Origin of the sequence: Falsiroseomonas oryziterrae (assembly GCF_021864505.1) — a bacterium.
Taxonomy (GTDB): domain Bacteria; phylum Pseudomonadota; class Alphaproteobacteria; order Acetobacterales; family Acetobacteraceae; genus Falsiroseomonas; species Falsiroseomonas oryziterrae.
The window spans coordinates 1-13906 of record NZ_JAKJIB010000016.1 but is presented as its reverse complement, the minus strand read 5'-3'; the positions used below and the strand labels follow the sequence as shown (position 1 = coordinate 13906).

Genomic DNA, 13906 nt, shown 5'->3' with positions numbered 1-13906 from the left:
GCAAGGCTAGCCGCGCGCCAGCAGCGCCCGGGCCAGCCGGTCGAATTCGGCTATGGTGAGCGTTTCGGCCCGGCGGGCGCCGTCGATGCCGGCGGCGGCGAGCAGGCCTTCGGCGTCGCCGAGCGATCTCAGCGCGCCGCGCAGCATCTTGCGGCGCTGGCCGAAGGCGGCGGCCGTCAGCCGCTCCATCGTGGCGAACAGCGCCGGGCCTGGGTCCTCGGCGTGCGGGACGAGGCCGACCACGGCGGACCAGACCTTGGGCGGCGGGCTGAAGGCGCCGGGCGGGAGCGTGAGCAGCAGCGTCGCCTTGCAGCGCCACTGCGCCAGCACGCCGAGCCGGCCATACATCTCCGTCCCCGGCGCGGCGGTGATGCGCTCCGCCACCTCCTGCTGGAACATCAGCGTCATCGATTCCAGCGCGGCGGCACCGCGGAGCCAGCCGACGAGCAGCGGGGTCGCGACGTTGTAGGGAAGGTTGGCGACGATCTTGCGCGGGGCGGGCAGCGCCGTTGCCGGATCGACGGTCAGCGCATCCGCGTCCAGCACCTGCAGCCGGCCGGGATGATGCGCGGCGAGGTCGGCGAGCGCGGCCACCGCACGACGATCGAGCTCCACGGCGAGCACCTGCGCGGCGCACGTGGCAAGGAGCGCGCGCGTCAGCCCGCCGGGGCCGGGGCCCACCTCCAGCACATGCCGCCCTTCCATCGCGCCGGCCGCCGTGGCGATTCGGGCGCAGAGCGCCGGATCGAGCAGGAAGTGCTGGCCGAGCGACTTGCGCGCATCCAGCCCGTGCCGCGCGATGGTCTCGCGCAGCGAGGGAAGCGGGGTGTCGCTCAGCTGCGCCGCATCTCGATCTGCGCGCGGCGGCGCAGGTCGCGCTGCACCTGGCGCGACAGCAGCTCGGCGCGCTCGCGCACGATGGTGGCGCGGGCGAGTTCGGGCGTCATCTCCGCCTCGTTCCGCCGTTCGCGCGAGCACACCATGATCACCACGATGCCGTCGGGCGCGATGATCGGCTCGCTCGCGCGGCCGAGCGGCAGGCCGGCGACCAGCTGGCGCAGCTGCGGCGGGTTGAGCGCGTCGAGCCGGACCTCGCCCGGGTCCACGGGCCGGTCGCTGCCCGTGGCGCGCGAGGCGGCTTCCATGGCGGGGCAGCCGCGGGCGCGCTCGTTCAACGCCCGCGCCCGCTCCAGCTGCTCGATCTGCTGCTGCGTCGGCAGCTCGGGGTTGAGCTGGCTGGTGAAGGGGAAGAAGACCTGGCGAAGCGTGATGATCGTCGCCTCGTCCCGACCGACCTCGCGGCGCTGGCGGAGCGTGACGATCTGGAAGCCGCCGGGCACGCGGATCGCGCCGCTCACCGCGCCGGCGGGCATCTGCGTCACGACGCGCGCGACCTCCGGGTCCAGTGCCTCGGTGCCGACCCAGCCGAGGTCGCCGCCCTGCAGCGCCGTCTGCGACTGGCTGAACTGGGTGGCGGCGACCGGGAAGGGCACGCCGGCGCGCAGCTGCGAGACGACGTCCTCGACGAAGCGGCGCACCTCGGCCTCCTCGCCCGGGTTGTCGACGGGGACGAAGATCTCGGAGACCAGGAACTCGGGCTGGCCGGTGCGGGCGCGGTGGGCCGCGATGAAATCGGCGACCTCCGCCTGGCCGGGCTGCGCCTGCGCGCCGAGCAGCGCGCGGATCAGGCGAGACCAGCCGATCTGCACGCGGAGCTGGTCGTAGAGAACGCGGGGCTCGACGCCGGCGCGGCGCAGCTGCGCGACCAGGCCGCCGGGTGGCAGGTTGTTCCGGCGCTCGATGTCGCCGAGCGCGTTCGCGACGTCCTCGTCCGTCACCGCCACACGGCGTCGCTGCACCTCCTGCATGCGCAGCCGCTCGTCGATCAGGAGGCGCGTGACCTGGGGCGTCAGGCGGTTCAGCACCTCGGGGGAGACGGGCAGGCCGGCATTGATGGCGAAGAGCCGGCGGCGGCCTTCGATGTCGGCGCGGGTGACGATGTCGCCATTCACCACGGCGACGATGCGGTTCGTTTCCTGCGCGGTGGCCGGTGCGGCCAGCGGGAGGAGCAGGACCGAGGCGACCAGCAGGGCGCGGGCGAGGGGGCGCATGGGCCATTTCCTAGGCGCGCCGGGCCGTCGTGGGAAGGGCCGGGCGCCGGGGGGCGGGAGGTCGCGGTTCACAGGGCGCGGATGCCGAAATCGCCGACGGTCTTCAGCGTCACCCGGAACAGCAGGATGGTGCTGCCCGCGTATTCCTGCTGCGTGGCGGGATCCTCGGCGAAGCGCCGCGCGAAGCGGGTCTCGAAGACCAGGCACTCGTCCTCGTAGGTGAGGGCGGCGCCGGCCGCGACGCCCCGGCCGGCCTCGATGTCGTACCGGCCGAAGCCGCCGATCCGCCAGTTCTCGTTGATCCGCAGCGTGCCGCCGGCGCTAATCTCGTTGCGCTCGCGATAGGCGCCGTTGGCCGCGGCCGGCGCGTTGAGATAGCCGAGGGTGAGCGAGGCGCCCTGCCCGAACACCGTGCCGGAGACGTCCCAGAGCCGGGGCTGGAAGCTCTCATTGGCCAGCCGGGCGCGGCCGATCACCTCGAACCAGGGCACCGGCGCGATGCGCGCCCGCGTCACGTAGTCGGAGGTGCGGTTCTCGAGCCCCGAGCCCTGCGGGAACAGCGCCTCGTTGCTGGTGCGGAAGCTCTGGCCGACCAGGCCGTCCACCAGCCCGCCATTGGGGAAAAGCCAGCCGGCGCGGAGCGCGGCGTCCACCCGTGTGCCGCCTTCCTGCCGGTCGCGACCCGGGAAGCGGTTCAGCGCGAAGAGGTTCGCGTCGCTGAACTCGAAGTCCAGGCTGTCCTCAGCCGGGATGTCGAGCTGGCGGCCGGTGTTCGGGCCGGTGACGACCTGGACGCGTGGCTCCAGGATCTGCGCGCCCCATTCGCCGGCGGGACGCACGAGCGGCCAGCGCACATCCACCGCGCCGCGGATGTTGCCGTTGGTCCAGCTGCCGCCGTCGCTGACGGAGCTGAAGAAGGGCGCCTCGTTCAGCCGCTCGGCGTTGCCGGCGAGCAGGTCGGCGCGGCCGCGGATCGTCCAGATCTCGCCGAAGCGGCCGCGGATCGGCAGCTCGTAGCCGACGCCCGTGCCGATGCGGCGCGAATCCGTGCCCTGGTCGCGCAGGATCGAATAGGCCTCGGTGTCGATGAACCAGCGGCCGCCGAGGCGATCCGGCGCGAAGGCCCATTCTGCGTAGCCATAGGGCAGCACGAAGGGGATCTGCCCGGTGCCCGTGCGCTGCAGCACGTTCTGGTAGTAGCGCGTGTCGGCGCGCGCATAGCCCTCGACGCCCCAGAACCCTTCGACGAAGCCGGTGCTGGTGAGGGTCTGCGGCGAGCCGTAGCGGAAGCCGCGGAGATAGTCGCGCGAGGAGGTGCGGTTGAGCTGGAAGCCCGCCCGCCAGTTCTCGTCGAGCGCGACCTGGCCGCCGGAGAAGAGGTGCCAGCCCCAGCCCTGGCTGTCGGCGCGGTCGCTGCCGAGGTAGCCGACCGAGCCGTCGATCGCGATCTCGCCGGCGTTGAAGCGGCGCCGGTAGGCGACGCCGAGATTGGCCGACCCGCTGGTGCCGATCGAGCTGGTGATGATCGCGTCGGAGCTCGGGTCGATCGCCCAGTAGAAGGGCTGCTCCCAGAAGGCGCCGAGCAGCTGCGTGTAGCCGAGGGTCGGCGACAGGAAGCCGGAGATGCGCTGCGCGCCGGGTGCCGCGTGGCTGAGATAGGGGGTGTAGAGCAGCGGCAGGCCGGCGATCTCCAGCGCGGCGTCGCGGTAGCGTACGCGCTGCTCGTCGGAATGCAGGCTCGCGATGCGGGCGCGCAGCTGCCAGAGCGGCGGGCGGTTCGGGTCCTCGGGGCAGAGGTTGCAGGGCGAATAGACGACGCGGGCGAGGTCGGTGATGCGCCCGTCGGTGCGCCGGCCGCCGGCGGCCGCGACGCGCGCATTCGCCGCCAGCAGCCCGCGAAGCCCCTCGAGCGCCGCGTCGCGCATGCCGCCCGACAGCTCCGCGCGGTCGGCGAAGAGCACGTTGCCGTCCGGCTCGATCAGCACGACGTTGCCCTCGGCAGTCGCGACGCCGGTGGTGCGGTTGTAGGTGAAGCGATCGGCGCGCAGCACGCGGCTGCCCTGCCAGGCCTCGACGCGGCCGGTGGCGCTCACGACGCCGCTGGCCTGGTCGAACTGGACCTCGTCGGCGGTGAAGGTGACCGGATCGTTCGAGCTGCGCTGGTCGAAGCCCGGCAGTCCGGTCTGCGCCGCCGCGCCGCCGGCGGCGATGACGAGCCACGCTGCGAGCGCCGGTCCCAGTTCGCGCGCCGGCAGGCTGCGGCGGATCAAGCCTGTCCCTCCATCTCCGGCGTCCCCCCGCGGCATCGCGTCAACCGTCCTCCAGGTGCAGCAGCAGCGCAAGCGCGAGCAGCAGGCCCGCGACCGTCGGCGCCCAGGCGGCGAGCAGCACGGGCAGCGAGCCCGCCTCGCCGAATTCGTTGCTGACGCGGTCCACGACGAACAGCGCGAAACCCGCTGCCACGCCACCCGCGAGCATCTGCGCGACGCCGCCGCGCCGGTTGTGCCGCATCGAGAAGCCGGCGGCCAGCAGGGCCATGGCGAGGGCCAGCACCGGCAACGAGAGCAGCGACTGGAACTGGATGCGATGGCGCACCGCGGAGAAGCCGGCTTCCTCCAGCACCGCGATGAAGCCGGGCAGCGACCAGAAGCCGAGCGTCTCGGGCGAGGCGAAGCTCTCCTCGATTCGTGACGGCGTGAGCTCGGTCGGCAACTCGATCCGCGTCGGTGCCGCGGGCTGGCGATCGGCGCCGAAGGTCACCGCGTCCTCGATCACCCAGCGTCCGCCTTCGAGCCAGGCGCGCGGCGCCTCGATCCGCGCCAAGGCACGGTCGCCTTCGGACAGGCGCCACACGGTGACGCCCTGGAGTTCGAACCGGCGCAGCCCGTCGCGCGGATCGGTCGGCCGCGCCATGGCAGGGCGGCCGGTGACGATGGCGACGCCGTTTGGCTCGATCTCACGGTCGCCCTGGCGCAACCAGAGGCGCCCACCGGCCAGCGCCGTCATGCCACCGCCGGTGCGCAGGAAGGTCTGGTCCATGCGCTCGGCGCGCGCGAGCATCATGGACGAGAGCGGCGAGATCGCGGTGGTCGCCAGGATGCCGAGGAGCACGGCGACCGAGGCCGGGCCGGTCAGGAAGCCCCAGGCTGAGACACCGGCCGCTCGCGCGACGATCAGCTCCGACGACCGCGTCAGCCGCCAGAAGGCGACGATCCCGCCGAGCAGCACGGCGAAGGGCAGGATCTGCAGCGACACGAAGGGAAGGCGCAGCGCCGCGATGGTGGCCGGGATGTCGAAGCCGACATCGGGCCGGCTCGCGGCGCGGCGCAGCAGCTCGATGAAGTCGAATAGCGCGACGAGGCCGGTGAGAGCGGCCAGCATCACCAGCGTCGCGCCGAGGAAGCCGCGCGCGACATAGAAGGTGAGGGTCGGCGTGAACGTCATGCGCGCTCAGGCCTCCGCCGGGCGCGGCCGCGGGCGCGGCAGGCCGGGCGCGCCCACCATCCACCACAGCGCGACGAGGCCCGGGACCGTCGCATGCGCCCAGATCAGCCAGACGAAGTCGTTGTCGCGCGTTGCCAGGTTGCCGATGGTGAGGCCCGCCGCGAGCAGCCCGACGGTGATGCCGATGCCGGTGGCGAGTCGCAGCCCGCCGCCATGCCTGCGGAACTGGCCGGTCAGCGCGACCGCGAGCGCGACGAGGGCGTAGGTCAGCGCGGTGAGCGGTGCGGCGAGGCGCTGGTGCGCTTCCCCGTAGAAGCGCGCGATCTCGCGCGGGCGCAGGCCCTCGGCGGGGTCGGGGCTCAGAAGTTCCGCCACGCTGCGCTCCCGCGAATCGCGCGACCGCACCTCCTCCTGCCGCGTGGCGCGGGCGAGGTCCACGCTGTTCTCGGCGAAGGACAGCACCGTCAGCCGCGGCGGCTGGCCGGGCTGCGGGCGCTCCAGCTGCTGGCGCACGCCGTTCACCAGCACGACGCGCGGGCCCTGCGGGGTCGAGGTGATGCGGCCCTGCTCGGCGATGATCGTGACCGGCGCACCGGCCTCGCGCTGGTCATGCACGAGGATGCCGCGCAGCGTGCCGTCGCGCTCCCGCAGCCGCGCATAGACCGTCAGGTCGTTGCCGAGCGACGAGAAGACGCCTTCCTGCAGCAGGATCGCGGCCATCTGGTTGCGGATCTCGAACTGCCAGATCCGGAAGGCGCCGTGCGACAGCGGCACGAGCCAGAGGTTCAGCAGGAAGCCGATCCCGACCGAAGCCAGCGCCACGATCAGGCCCGGGCGCGCGAGGCGAAGCGGAGACAGGCCCGCGGCGCGCGCCACCACCAATTCGCGGTCTGTGTTCATCCGCACATAGGCGAAGAGGATCACGACGAAGGTGGTGATGGGCAGGATGACCGCGACGAAACCGGGCAGCATCAGGCTGGTGAGCTCGAGGAACACCGCGAAGGACAGGCCGCGGTCCAGCACCAGTTCGATGAAGCGCAGCGACTGCGTCAGCCACACCAGCGCCGCGAGCCCCGCGGTGACGGCCAGCAGGCCGGCCACGAGCTGGCGCAGGATGTAGCGATCGAGAACCTTGATCATGCCTCAGGCGCCGGCGCGGAGCTTTGGCGCCTCAACCGCCGGCGCGGCCTCCGGCCGCTTGGCTCGCGCGCCGCAGGCATGGTGCGCCGGGCCGCACTGACGGTCGCGGCGCGGCGGCCGCGTTGCGGCCGCATCCTCGTGTGCTGCGCCTCGCTGGTTGGACGAGGTCCCCGTCGTGCACCTCACGGCAGCACCTTGCCCGGGTTCATGATGCCCAGCGGGTCGAGCGCGGACTTGATGGCGCGCATCGCCGCGAGCTCCGGGCCGCCGCGCCAGCTCTCCATCATGTCGGTCTTGAGCCGACCGATCCCATGCTCGGCGCTGAAGGAGCCGCCGAGGTCGCGCACGATCGCGTTCACGCAGTCCATGATGTCGTGGCTGCGCGCGAGGAAGGCGGCGGGGTCCATGCCCTCCGGCTGCTCGAGGTTCATGTGGATGTTGCCGTCGCCGATATGCCCGAAGGGCACCGGGCGGCTGCCCGGGATCAGCGCGACCAGCGCGGCGGAGCAACGGCGGATCATCTCCGGCACCTTGGAGACCGGCACGGAGACGTCGTTCTTCACGCTCGCCCCCTCGCGCTTCTGCGCCTCCGGATGTTCCTCGCGGATCCGCCAGAGCCGCTTCGCCGCGGCATCCGAATCGGCCAGCGTCGCGTCCAGCACCTCGCCGGCCTCGAAGGCCTCCTCCAGCACCGCCTCGGCCATGCCGCGCAGCCCGGCATCGGGACGCGGCGAGGCGAGGTCCACCAGCACGTAGTGATCGGCCCGCGCGCCGAGCGGCAGGGCGACGCCCTCGATGTGCTTCACCGCGAGGTCCACGCCGGCGCCCGACATGTATTCGAAGGCCCGCACCGCCGCCTCGTCGCGGCCGCGGAAGCGGCGGAACAGGGCGAGCGCCGCATCCTCGTCCGCCACCGCGCAGAAGGCGGTCGCGGTGTCGTTCGGGCGCGGGAAGAGCCGCAGCACGGCGGCAGTGATGACGCCGAGCGTGCCCTCGGCGCCCACCAGCAGGTGGCGCAGCGCATAACCCGTGTTGTCCTTGCGCAGCCGCCTGAGGCCGTTCCAGACTGAGCCGTCCGGCAGCACCGCCTCGATCCCCAGCATCAGTTCGCGCGCATTGCCGTAGCGCACCGTGGTGTTGCCGCCGGCATTCGTGGACAGCACGCCGCCGATCGTCGCCGTGCCCTCCGCGCCGAGGCTGAGCGGGAAGAGGCAGCCGGCCTCGGCCGCCGCGTCCTGCGCCGCCTTCAGCACCACCCCGGCCTCGGCCGTCATGGTCATGTCGGCGGGGTCGAGGTCGCGGATGCGATTGAGGCGGGCGAGCGACAGCACGATTGTGCGCCCCGTCGCGTCGGGCGTCGCACCGGCGACCATGGAGGTGTTGCCGCCCTGCGGCACCAAAGGCGTGCGCGTCTCGGCGCAGAGCCGCACGACCGCCGCCACCTCCTCGACGGAGCCGGGCCGCGCGACCGCGGGGCTCGCGCCCTGGTAGAGGTTGCGCCAGTCCACCAGGTGCGGGGCGATGTCGGCCGCCTCCGTCAGCAGCCCGCGCGGGCCGAGGATGGCGGCGAGCCGGTCCAGCAGGGCCGGCGCGTGGGTATCGGGCATGACGGGCGGGGGTATAGCGGGCCCGGCCGCCCCTGTCCTCCCTACAGGAACAGGGCCCCGATCCCCGCCCCCAGCCCGATGACCCAGAGCGGGCTGCGCTCGGTTCGCCAGACGAACAGCGTCGATCCCGCCACCAGCGCCGCGGTGAGCCAGCCTCCGGTCGCCTTCTGCGCCAGGATCGCCCCGGCGGCCATGATCAGGCCGAGCGCGATCGGCACCAGCCCCTTCTCGACCAGCCGCAGCCCCATGTTGCCCGCCAGCCGACGGCGCAGTCGGAACACCCCATAGGCCAGCAGGCCGGAGGGCAGCGTCATCGCCGCGGTTGCCACCAGCATCCCGGCCAACCCCGCCACATGCCAGCCGATCAGCCCCACCACGAGGATGTTCGGCCCCGGCGCCGCCTGGGCGAGGGCAAACAGCTGGGTGAATCGCGCCTGGTCCATCCAGCCATGCACATCCACCACCAGCCGGCTCATCTCCGGGATCACGGCGATGCCGCCGCCGACCGAGATCAACGAGACGGCCGCGAAGCCGACCGCGATTTGCCAGAGCACGCCGCCGGTCACTTCGCGGCTGCCCGCCGCCGCGCGGTCCACCAGGCGGCCGCGATGCCGAGTGGCCCGAGGCCCAGCACGATCGCCGGCAAGGGAAGCCGCAGCAGCGCGCCGGCCAGGGCGCAGAGCCCGACCGCCACCATCGGCAGTGAGGGCCTGAGGTTCTGCACCATCTTGAGCCCGGTGCCGATCACCATCCCGGCTGCCGCCGCCGCGGTGCCCGCCAGCACCGACTGGACCAGCGGAAGCTCCCCGTAGCGGTCATGCGCGACCGCGAGTCCGGCGAGCACCGCGAGCGGGCCGGCGAAGAGGGCGGCGGGCGCGGCCAGCGCGCCGCGGGCGCCATGCCACCGCTCGCCCAGCTGGATCGCGACGTTCAGCGCGTTCGGCCCGGGCAGCGCCTGGCCCAGGCCGAGCACCTCGGCGTAGTCCTGCTCCGTGATCCAGCGCCGCTCCTCGACCAGGACGCGACGGGCCCAGACATTGACGCCCCCGAAGCCGAGGAGGCCGATCTTCAGGTAGGCAAGGCAGAGCTGCCCGAGGGTCGGCGGGGGCGCGAGGTCCGGCATGGACCGAACGGAGCGCGCCCTGCGGACGGGATCAAGACCCGGCCCGTATCGGCCGGCGTACCGGCGGGCCCGCCACCGCGCGACCCGCCGGCTTGGCTGTGCTTAGCGTGCGGCGGCGCGATCCGTCGCGCTGTCCTCGGCGCCGAGCCACTTGTGCACGATGCCGGCCAGCACGGCGCCCGCGATCGGCGCGACCCAGAACAGCCAGAGCTGCGTCAGCGCGCCGCCCGGCCCGAACAGCGCGACGCCCGTGCTGCGCGCCGGGTTCACCGAGGTGTTGGTGACCGGGATCGAGATTAGGTGGATCAGCGTCAGCCCGAGGCCGATGGCGATCGGCGCGAAGCCCTTCGGCGCGCGCTCGCTGGTGGCGCCGAGGATGATCAGCAGGAAGAAGAAGGTCATCACGACCTCCGTCACCAGCGCCGAGCCGAAGCCGTAGCCGCCCGGCGAGCCGGAGCCGTAGCCGTTGGTCGCGAAGCCCGCCGCCGCGTCGAAGCCCGCCTTGCCGGAGGCGATGATCAGCAGGATGACGGCGCCCGCGATCGCGCCCGCGACCTGCGCCGCGATGTAGCCCGGTGCCTCGGATGCGTTGAACTTGCCGGCGGCGACGAGGCCGAGGGTCACAGCCGGGTTCAGGTGGCAGCCGGAGATATGGCCGATGGCATAGGCCATCGTCAGCACCGTCAGGCCGAAGGCGAAGGACACGCCGACCAAGCCGATGCCGACCTGGGGGAAGGCGGCGGCGAGTACGGCCGCGCCGCAGCCGCCGAGCACGAGCCAGAGCGTGCCGAGGAACTCGGCGGTGAGCTTACGGGACATCTGAACCTTCTCTCCCCAATGACGCGACGGCGACCCTGTCGGCGCATCGAAGGCGCCGGGCCGCTGTCGCCCCGGGAGACTGGCACCGCCTTAATGCAACTGGATAGGTTTGTTTTTGGCGGGCCCTGTGCGACGACGCGCTAGTGATCGCCGTCGCGGCCGTTGCGCCAGCCGGTCGCGGCGCCTGGTCAGCCGCGCGGCGCGGCGGCGCGTGACAGGCGGTCGTTGATCGCAGCGCCGAGGCCGCCATCGGGGACCGGCATCGCGGCGATGCGGGCTAGGCCGAGGCGCCTCCCTTGGGCATCAAGCCAGCGAAGCCCGGCGAAGAGGCGCTGCGCCGCCTCGACGAGATCGGCGGAGGGCGACAGGTTCCACATCGCGCCCGCGCCCGGAAGCGGCCTTTGCCCGAAGGCGAGCAGCGCCTCCTCGGGCCCGACCTCTGTCGCGTCCAGCCGCACCGGCAGCGAGGGCGCATAGTGCGAGAGCAGCATCCCGGGGCTGCGCAGGTGCTGTGTCGCCTCTCCGGCGGAGAGCGGCAGCGGGCGGCCGACCGGCCCGATCGTCGCCTCGATCGCCTCGACCGGGACGCCACCCGGGCGCAGCAGCGCCGCGCCGCGCGAGGAGAGGTCGAGCACGGTGCTCTCCACCCCGACGGCGCAGCGTCCACCGTCCAATACCGCGGCGATGCGTCCGCCGAGTTCGGCCAGAGCATGCGCGGCCTCGGTCGGGCTGACGCCGCCGGAGCGGTTGGCGGAGGGGGCTGCGACCGGCCCGCCCACCGCGCGCAGCAGGTCGAGCGCGAGCGGATGCGCGGGCACGCGGATGGCCAGCGTGTCGAGCCCCGCGCCGGCCAGCAGGTCCACGCGGCAGGACGCGCGGCGCGGCAGCACGAGGGTCAGCGGGCCGGGCCAGAAGCGCGCGGCAAGCGCGCGCGCGCGCTCATCCGCGACCACCTCTTCGAACGCCGCCTCGGCAGTCGCGACGTGGCAGATCAGCGGGTTGAACTGCGGCCGGCCCTTCGCGGCGAAGACCGCCGCGACGGCGCGGCCGTTCCGCGCATCGGCGCCGAGCCCGTAGACCGTCTCGGTCGGGAAGGCGACGAGCTCGCCGGCGGCGAGCAGCGCAGCGGCCTCGGCGACGTCCGAGAGCAGCCTTGTCACGGCATGCCGCGCGCGAGGAAGGGCGGGTTGCGCCAGCCCGGCTTGCCGTAGCGCATCGGCGTGCCGTCCCATTGCGCGACGGTGCCGCCCGCCGCGCGCAGCACGGCCTCGGGCGCGGCCGTGTCCCATTCCATCGTCTCACCGTGGCGGGGGTAGAGGTCGCCCGCACCTTCCGCTAGGCGGCAGAACTTCTCGGCCGAGCCGATGTTGACGATGCGCGAGGCGCCATGCATGCGCGCGAATTCCGTGATGCGCGGATCGTCGGCGTAGTGGCGGCTGGCGAAGACGACGGGGCCTTCGGGCGGCGGGCGCCGCGCCTGGATCGCGGACCGCGCGCCCGCCGCATCCTCCTTCCACGCGCCGACGCCGACGAGGCCGCCGAAGATCTCGCCGCTCGCCGGCAGCGCGACCACGCCGAGGCGCGGCGCGCCGTCCTGGACCAATCCGATGTTGATCGCGAAGCTGTCGAGCCCGGCGGCGAATTCGCGCGTGCCGTCCAGCGGATCCACCAGCCAGAAGCGGCCCGCCGCGCGCGTGGCGACGCCCGCCTCGAACTCCTCCTCCGCGACCACCGGGATGTCCGGAGTCGCCTCGCGCAGCCCGTCCACGATCAGCGCCTCGGCCATGCGGTCGGCCGCCGTCACGGGCGAGAAGTCGCGCTTGCGCTCCACCGCGAAGCCGGCGGCCCGCACCGCCATCACCGCCTCCGCCGCTTGGCGGGCGAGGCGCGCAGCCAGCGCGATCAATGCGTCGTCGTCCATCGCGCGCCCTTACCGCCGGCGGGACGGCGCGCCAAGCGGGCCGGGTTGCCGCCTCTCCCGTCCGGGGTGATAGGCTGCGGCACGCCATCCACCGCCGGACCCCAGCATGCCCGACATCGCCTTCGTGAAGCCCGCGCTGCCCAAGGGCGGCGCGCTTGTCCTGCCGATGACCGAGGGCGACCCGCCGGCGGGCCTCGGGAAGGAGGCCGACGCGGCCTCGGGCGGGCTGCTGACGCGCGCGCTGGAGGCCGCGGGTTTCAAGGGCCGCAAGGGCCAGGCGACGACGCTCTGGGCGCTCGGCGGCTGGACCAAGGTCGTGGCCGTCGGGCTCGGCAAGGCGTCGGAACTGGGGCCGGAGGCGGCCGAGGCCGCGGGCGGCGCCATCGCGCCCGCGCTCGCCGCGGATCGCGAGGCGATGGTCGCGGCGGATTCGCTGGATCCGTCGCTGGCGGCCTCGATCGGCTTCGGCGCGCTGCTGCGCGGCTGGCGCTTCGACCGCTACCGGACGAAGGAAAAGGAGGAGGACAAGCCGAAGCTCGAGCGCATCGCCATCGCGACGTCCTCCGTCAGCGCCGCCAAGGCGGCCTTCGTGCCGATGCGCGCGGTGGCCGACGGCGTCTTCATGGCCCGCGAACTGGTGACGGAGCCGCCGAACGTCCTCCACCCGGTCGAATTCGCGGAGCGTTGCCGCGTGCTCGAGCGGCTCGGCGTCGAGGTCGAGGTGATGGGCCTGAAGGAGCTGAAGCGCCTCGGCTTCGGCGCGATGATCGGAGTGGCGCAGGGCAGCCAGCACGAGCCGCGCATGGTCGTGATGCAATGGCGCGGCGCGCCGAAGGGGAAGAAAGCGAAGCCGATCGCGCTGATCGGCAAGGGCGTCACCTTCGACACCGGCGGCATCTCCATCAAGCCGGCCGGCGGCATGGAGGACATGAAGTGGGACATGGCCGGCGCCGGCGCGGTGGTCGGCGCGATGGCCGCCATCGCCGGGCGCAAGGCCAAGGCCGACGTGATCGGCCTGGTCGGTCTGGTGGAGAACATGCCGTCCGGCACCGCGCAGCGCCCTGGCGACGTGGTGAAGACCTACTCCGGCCAGACGGTGGAGGTGATCAACACCGACGCGGAAGGCCGCCTCGTTCTGGCGGATGTCATGTGGTACTGCCAGGAGCGCTTCGATCCGCGCGCGATGGTGGACCTCGCGACGCTGACGGGCGCGATCATCATCTCGCTCGGCCATGAGCATGCCGGCCTGTTCAGCAATGACGACGAGCTGGCGCAGCGCGTGAGCGCGGCGGGTTCGGCCGTCGGCGAGAAGGTCTGGCGCATGCCGCTCGGCGAGGCCTACGACAAGCAGATCAAGTCCGACATCGCCGACATGAAGAATGTCGGCGGGCGGCCGGGTGGCTCGATCACCGCCGCGCAGTTCCTGCAGCGCTTCACCAACGGCAAGCCCTGGGCGCATCTCGACATCGCCGGCACGGCCTGGAGCGGCAAGGACCAGCCCACCGTCCCGAAGGGGGCCACCGCCTTCGGCGTACGGTTGCTCGACCGGCTCGTGGAGGACATGGCGGAGGAGGGCTGAGCCCTTCGATGCTGAAGGTCGCCGTCCGTCGTCGCGCGCCCGAGGCACTGCCGCGGATCGTCGCGGTGCGCGAGGGCCGCGTGCCCGCCGCCTTCGCCGCTGCGGCGCAGGCCGCCGGCTTCGCGGGGAAGCCCGGCGAGGTGTGCGAGCCCGCCGCGGCGC

Annotated in this window: 12 protein-coding genes; 1 reads left to right on the top strand and 11 read right to left on the bottom strand. The window is 73.2% G+C overall.

Going from position 1 to position 13906, the window contains the following annotated elements:
* Positions 1-6: 6 nt before the first annotated feature.
* The 11 genes from rsmA to cysQ all read right to left on the bottom strand — a co-directional run bounded on the left by rsmA (position 7) and on the right by cysQ (position 12165).
* Positions 7-837 (bottom strand): 16S rRNA (adenine(1518)-N(6)/adenine(1519)-N(6))-dimethyltransferase RsmA, encoded by an 831-nt coding sequence (gene rsmA / locus L2I40_RS03105; RefSeq protein ID WP_237213414.1) that lies wholly within the window; start codon positions 835-837, stop codon positions 7-9.
* Positions 834-2111: a peptidylprolyl isomerase gene (locus L2I40_RS03100; protein WP_237213400.1), complete on the bottom strand. Its 1278-nt coding sequence runs from the start codon at positions 2109-2111 to the stop codon at positions 834-836. Before L2I40_RS03100 ends, rsmA begins: the two co-directional genes overlap by 4 nt.
* A 68-nt stretch (positions 2112-2179) precedes the next feature.
* Entirely contained in the window at positions 2180-4381 is a 2202-nt protein-coding gene (locus L2I40_RS03095; RefSeq protein ID WP_237213399.1) for an LPS-assembly protein LptD, read from the bottom strand.
* A gap of 40 nt (positions 4382-4421) precedes the next feature.
* Entirely contained in the window at positions 4422-5555 is a 1134-nt protein-coding gene (gene lptG / locus L2I40_RS03090; protein ID WP_237213398.1) for an LPS export ABC transporter permease LptG, read from the bottom strand.
* Between the two features lie 6 nt (positions 5556-5561).
* On the bottom strand, positions 5562-6695 hold the full coding sequence (gene lptF / locus L2I40_RS03085) for an LPS export ABC transporter permease LptF (protein ID WP_237213397.1): 1134 nt from the start codon (positions 6693-6695) through the stop codon (positions 5562-5564).
* 182 nt (positions 6696-6877) lie between these two features.
* A complete protein-coding gene (locus tag L2I40_RS03080) occupies positions 6878-8302 on the bottom strand; it encodes an FAD-binding oxidoreductase (RefSeq protein WP_237213396.1) in 1425 nt (474 codons plus the stop codon).
* 41 nt (positions 8303-8343) lie between these two features.
* Positions 8344-8856 (bottom strand): chromate transporter, encoded by a 513-nt coding sequence (locus L2I40_RS03075; RefSeq protein ID WP_237213395.1) that lies wholly within the window; start codon positions 8854-8856, stop codon positions 8344-8346.
* Between the two features lie 8 nt (positions 8857-8864).
* On the bottom strand, positions 8865-9425 hold the full coding sequence (locus tag L2I40_RS03070; protein ID WP_237213394.1) for a chromate transporter: 561 nt from the start codon (positions 9423-9425) through the stop codon (positions 8865-8867).
* A 102-nt stretch (positions 9426-9527) separates the two neighbouring features.
* A complete protein-coding gene (gene aqpZ / locus L2I40_RS03065) occupies positions 9528-10244 on the bottom strand; it encodes an aquaporin Z (protein ID WP_237213393.1) in 717 nt (238 codons plus the stop codon).
* Between the two features lie 188 nt (positions 10245-10432).
* Positions 10433-11404, bottom strand: coding sequence for an L-threonylcarbamoyladenylate synthase (locus tag L2I40_RS03060; RefSeq protein WP_237213392.1), 972 nt, complete (start codon positions 11402-11404; stop codon positions 10433-10435).
* Positions 11401-12165, bottom strand: coding sequence for a 3'(2'),5'-bisphosphate nucleotidase CysQ (cysQ, locus tag L2I40_RS03055; RefSeq protein ID WP_237213391.1), 765 nt, complete (start codon positions 12163-12165; stop codon positions 11401-11403). Before cysQ ends, L2I40_RS03060 begins: the two co-directional genes overlap by 4 nt.
* A gap of 106 nt (positions 12166-12271) precedes the next feature.
* On the opposite strand from cysQ, the gene L2I40_RS03050 reads away from it, so the two are divergent.
* On the top strand, positions 12272-13744 hold the full coding sequence (locus L2I40_RS03050) for a leucyl aminopeptidase (RefSeq protein WP_237213390.1): 1473 nt from the start codon (positions 12272-12274) through the stop codon (positions 13742-13744).
* The last annotated feature ends 162 nt before the right edge of the window (positions 13745-13906 follow it).

What these genes read in the sequence shown, in the direction of transcription:
- L2I40_RS03080 (WP_237213396.1), bottom strand. Translation starts at nt 8,302, where the DNA reads ATGCCCGATACCCACGCGCCGGCCCTGCTGGACCGGCTCGCCGCCATC.
- L2I40_RS03100 (WP_237213400.1), bottom strand. Translation starts at nt 2,111, where the DNA reads ATGCGCCCCCTCGCCCGCGCCCTGCTGGTCGCCTCGGTCCTGCTCCTC.
- L2I40_RS03070 (WP_237213394.1), bottom strand. Translation starts at nt 9,425, where the DNA reads ATGCCGGACCTCGCGCCCCCGCCGACCCTCGGGCAGCTCTGCCTTGCC.
- cysQ (WP_237213391.1), bottom strand. Translation starts at nt 12,165, where the DNA reads ATGGACGACGACGCATTGATCGCGCTGGCTGCGCGCCTCGCCCGCCAA.
- lptF (WP_237213397.1), bottom strand. Translation starts at nt 6,695, where the DNA reads ATGATCAAGGTTCTCGATCGCTACATCCTGCGCCAGCTCGTGGCCGGC.
- aqpZ (WP_237213393.1), bottom strand. Translation starts at nt 10,244, where the DNA reads ATGTCCCGTAAGCTCACCGCCGAGTTCCTCGGCACGCTCTGGCTCGTG.
- L2I40_RS03050 (WP_237213390.1), top strand. Translation starts at nt 12,272, where the DNA reads ATGCCCGACATCGCCTTCGTGAAGCCCGCGCTGCCCAAGGGCGGCGCG.
- lptG (WP_237213398.1), bottom strand. Translation starts at nt 5,555, where the DNA reads ATGACGTTCACGCCGACCCTCACCTTCTATGTCGCGCGCGGCTTCCTC.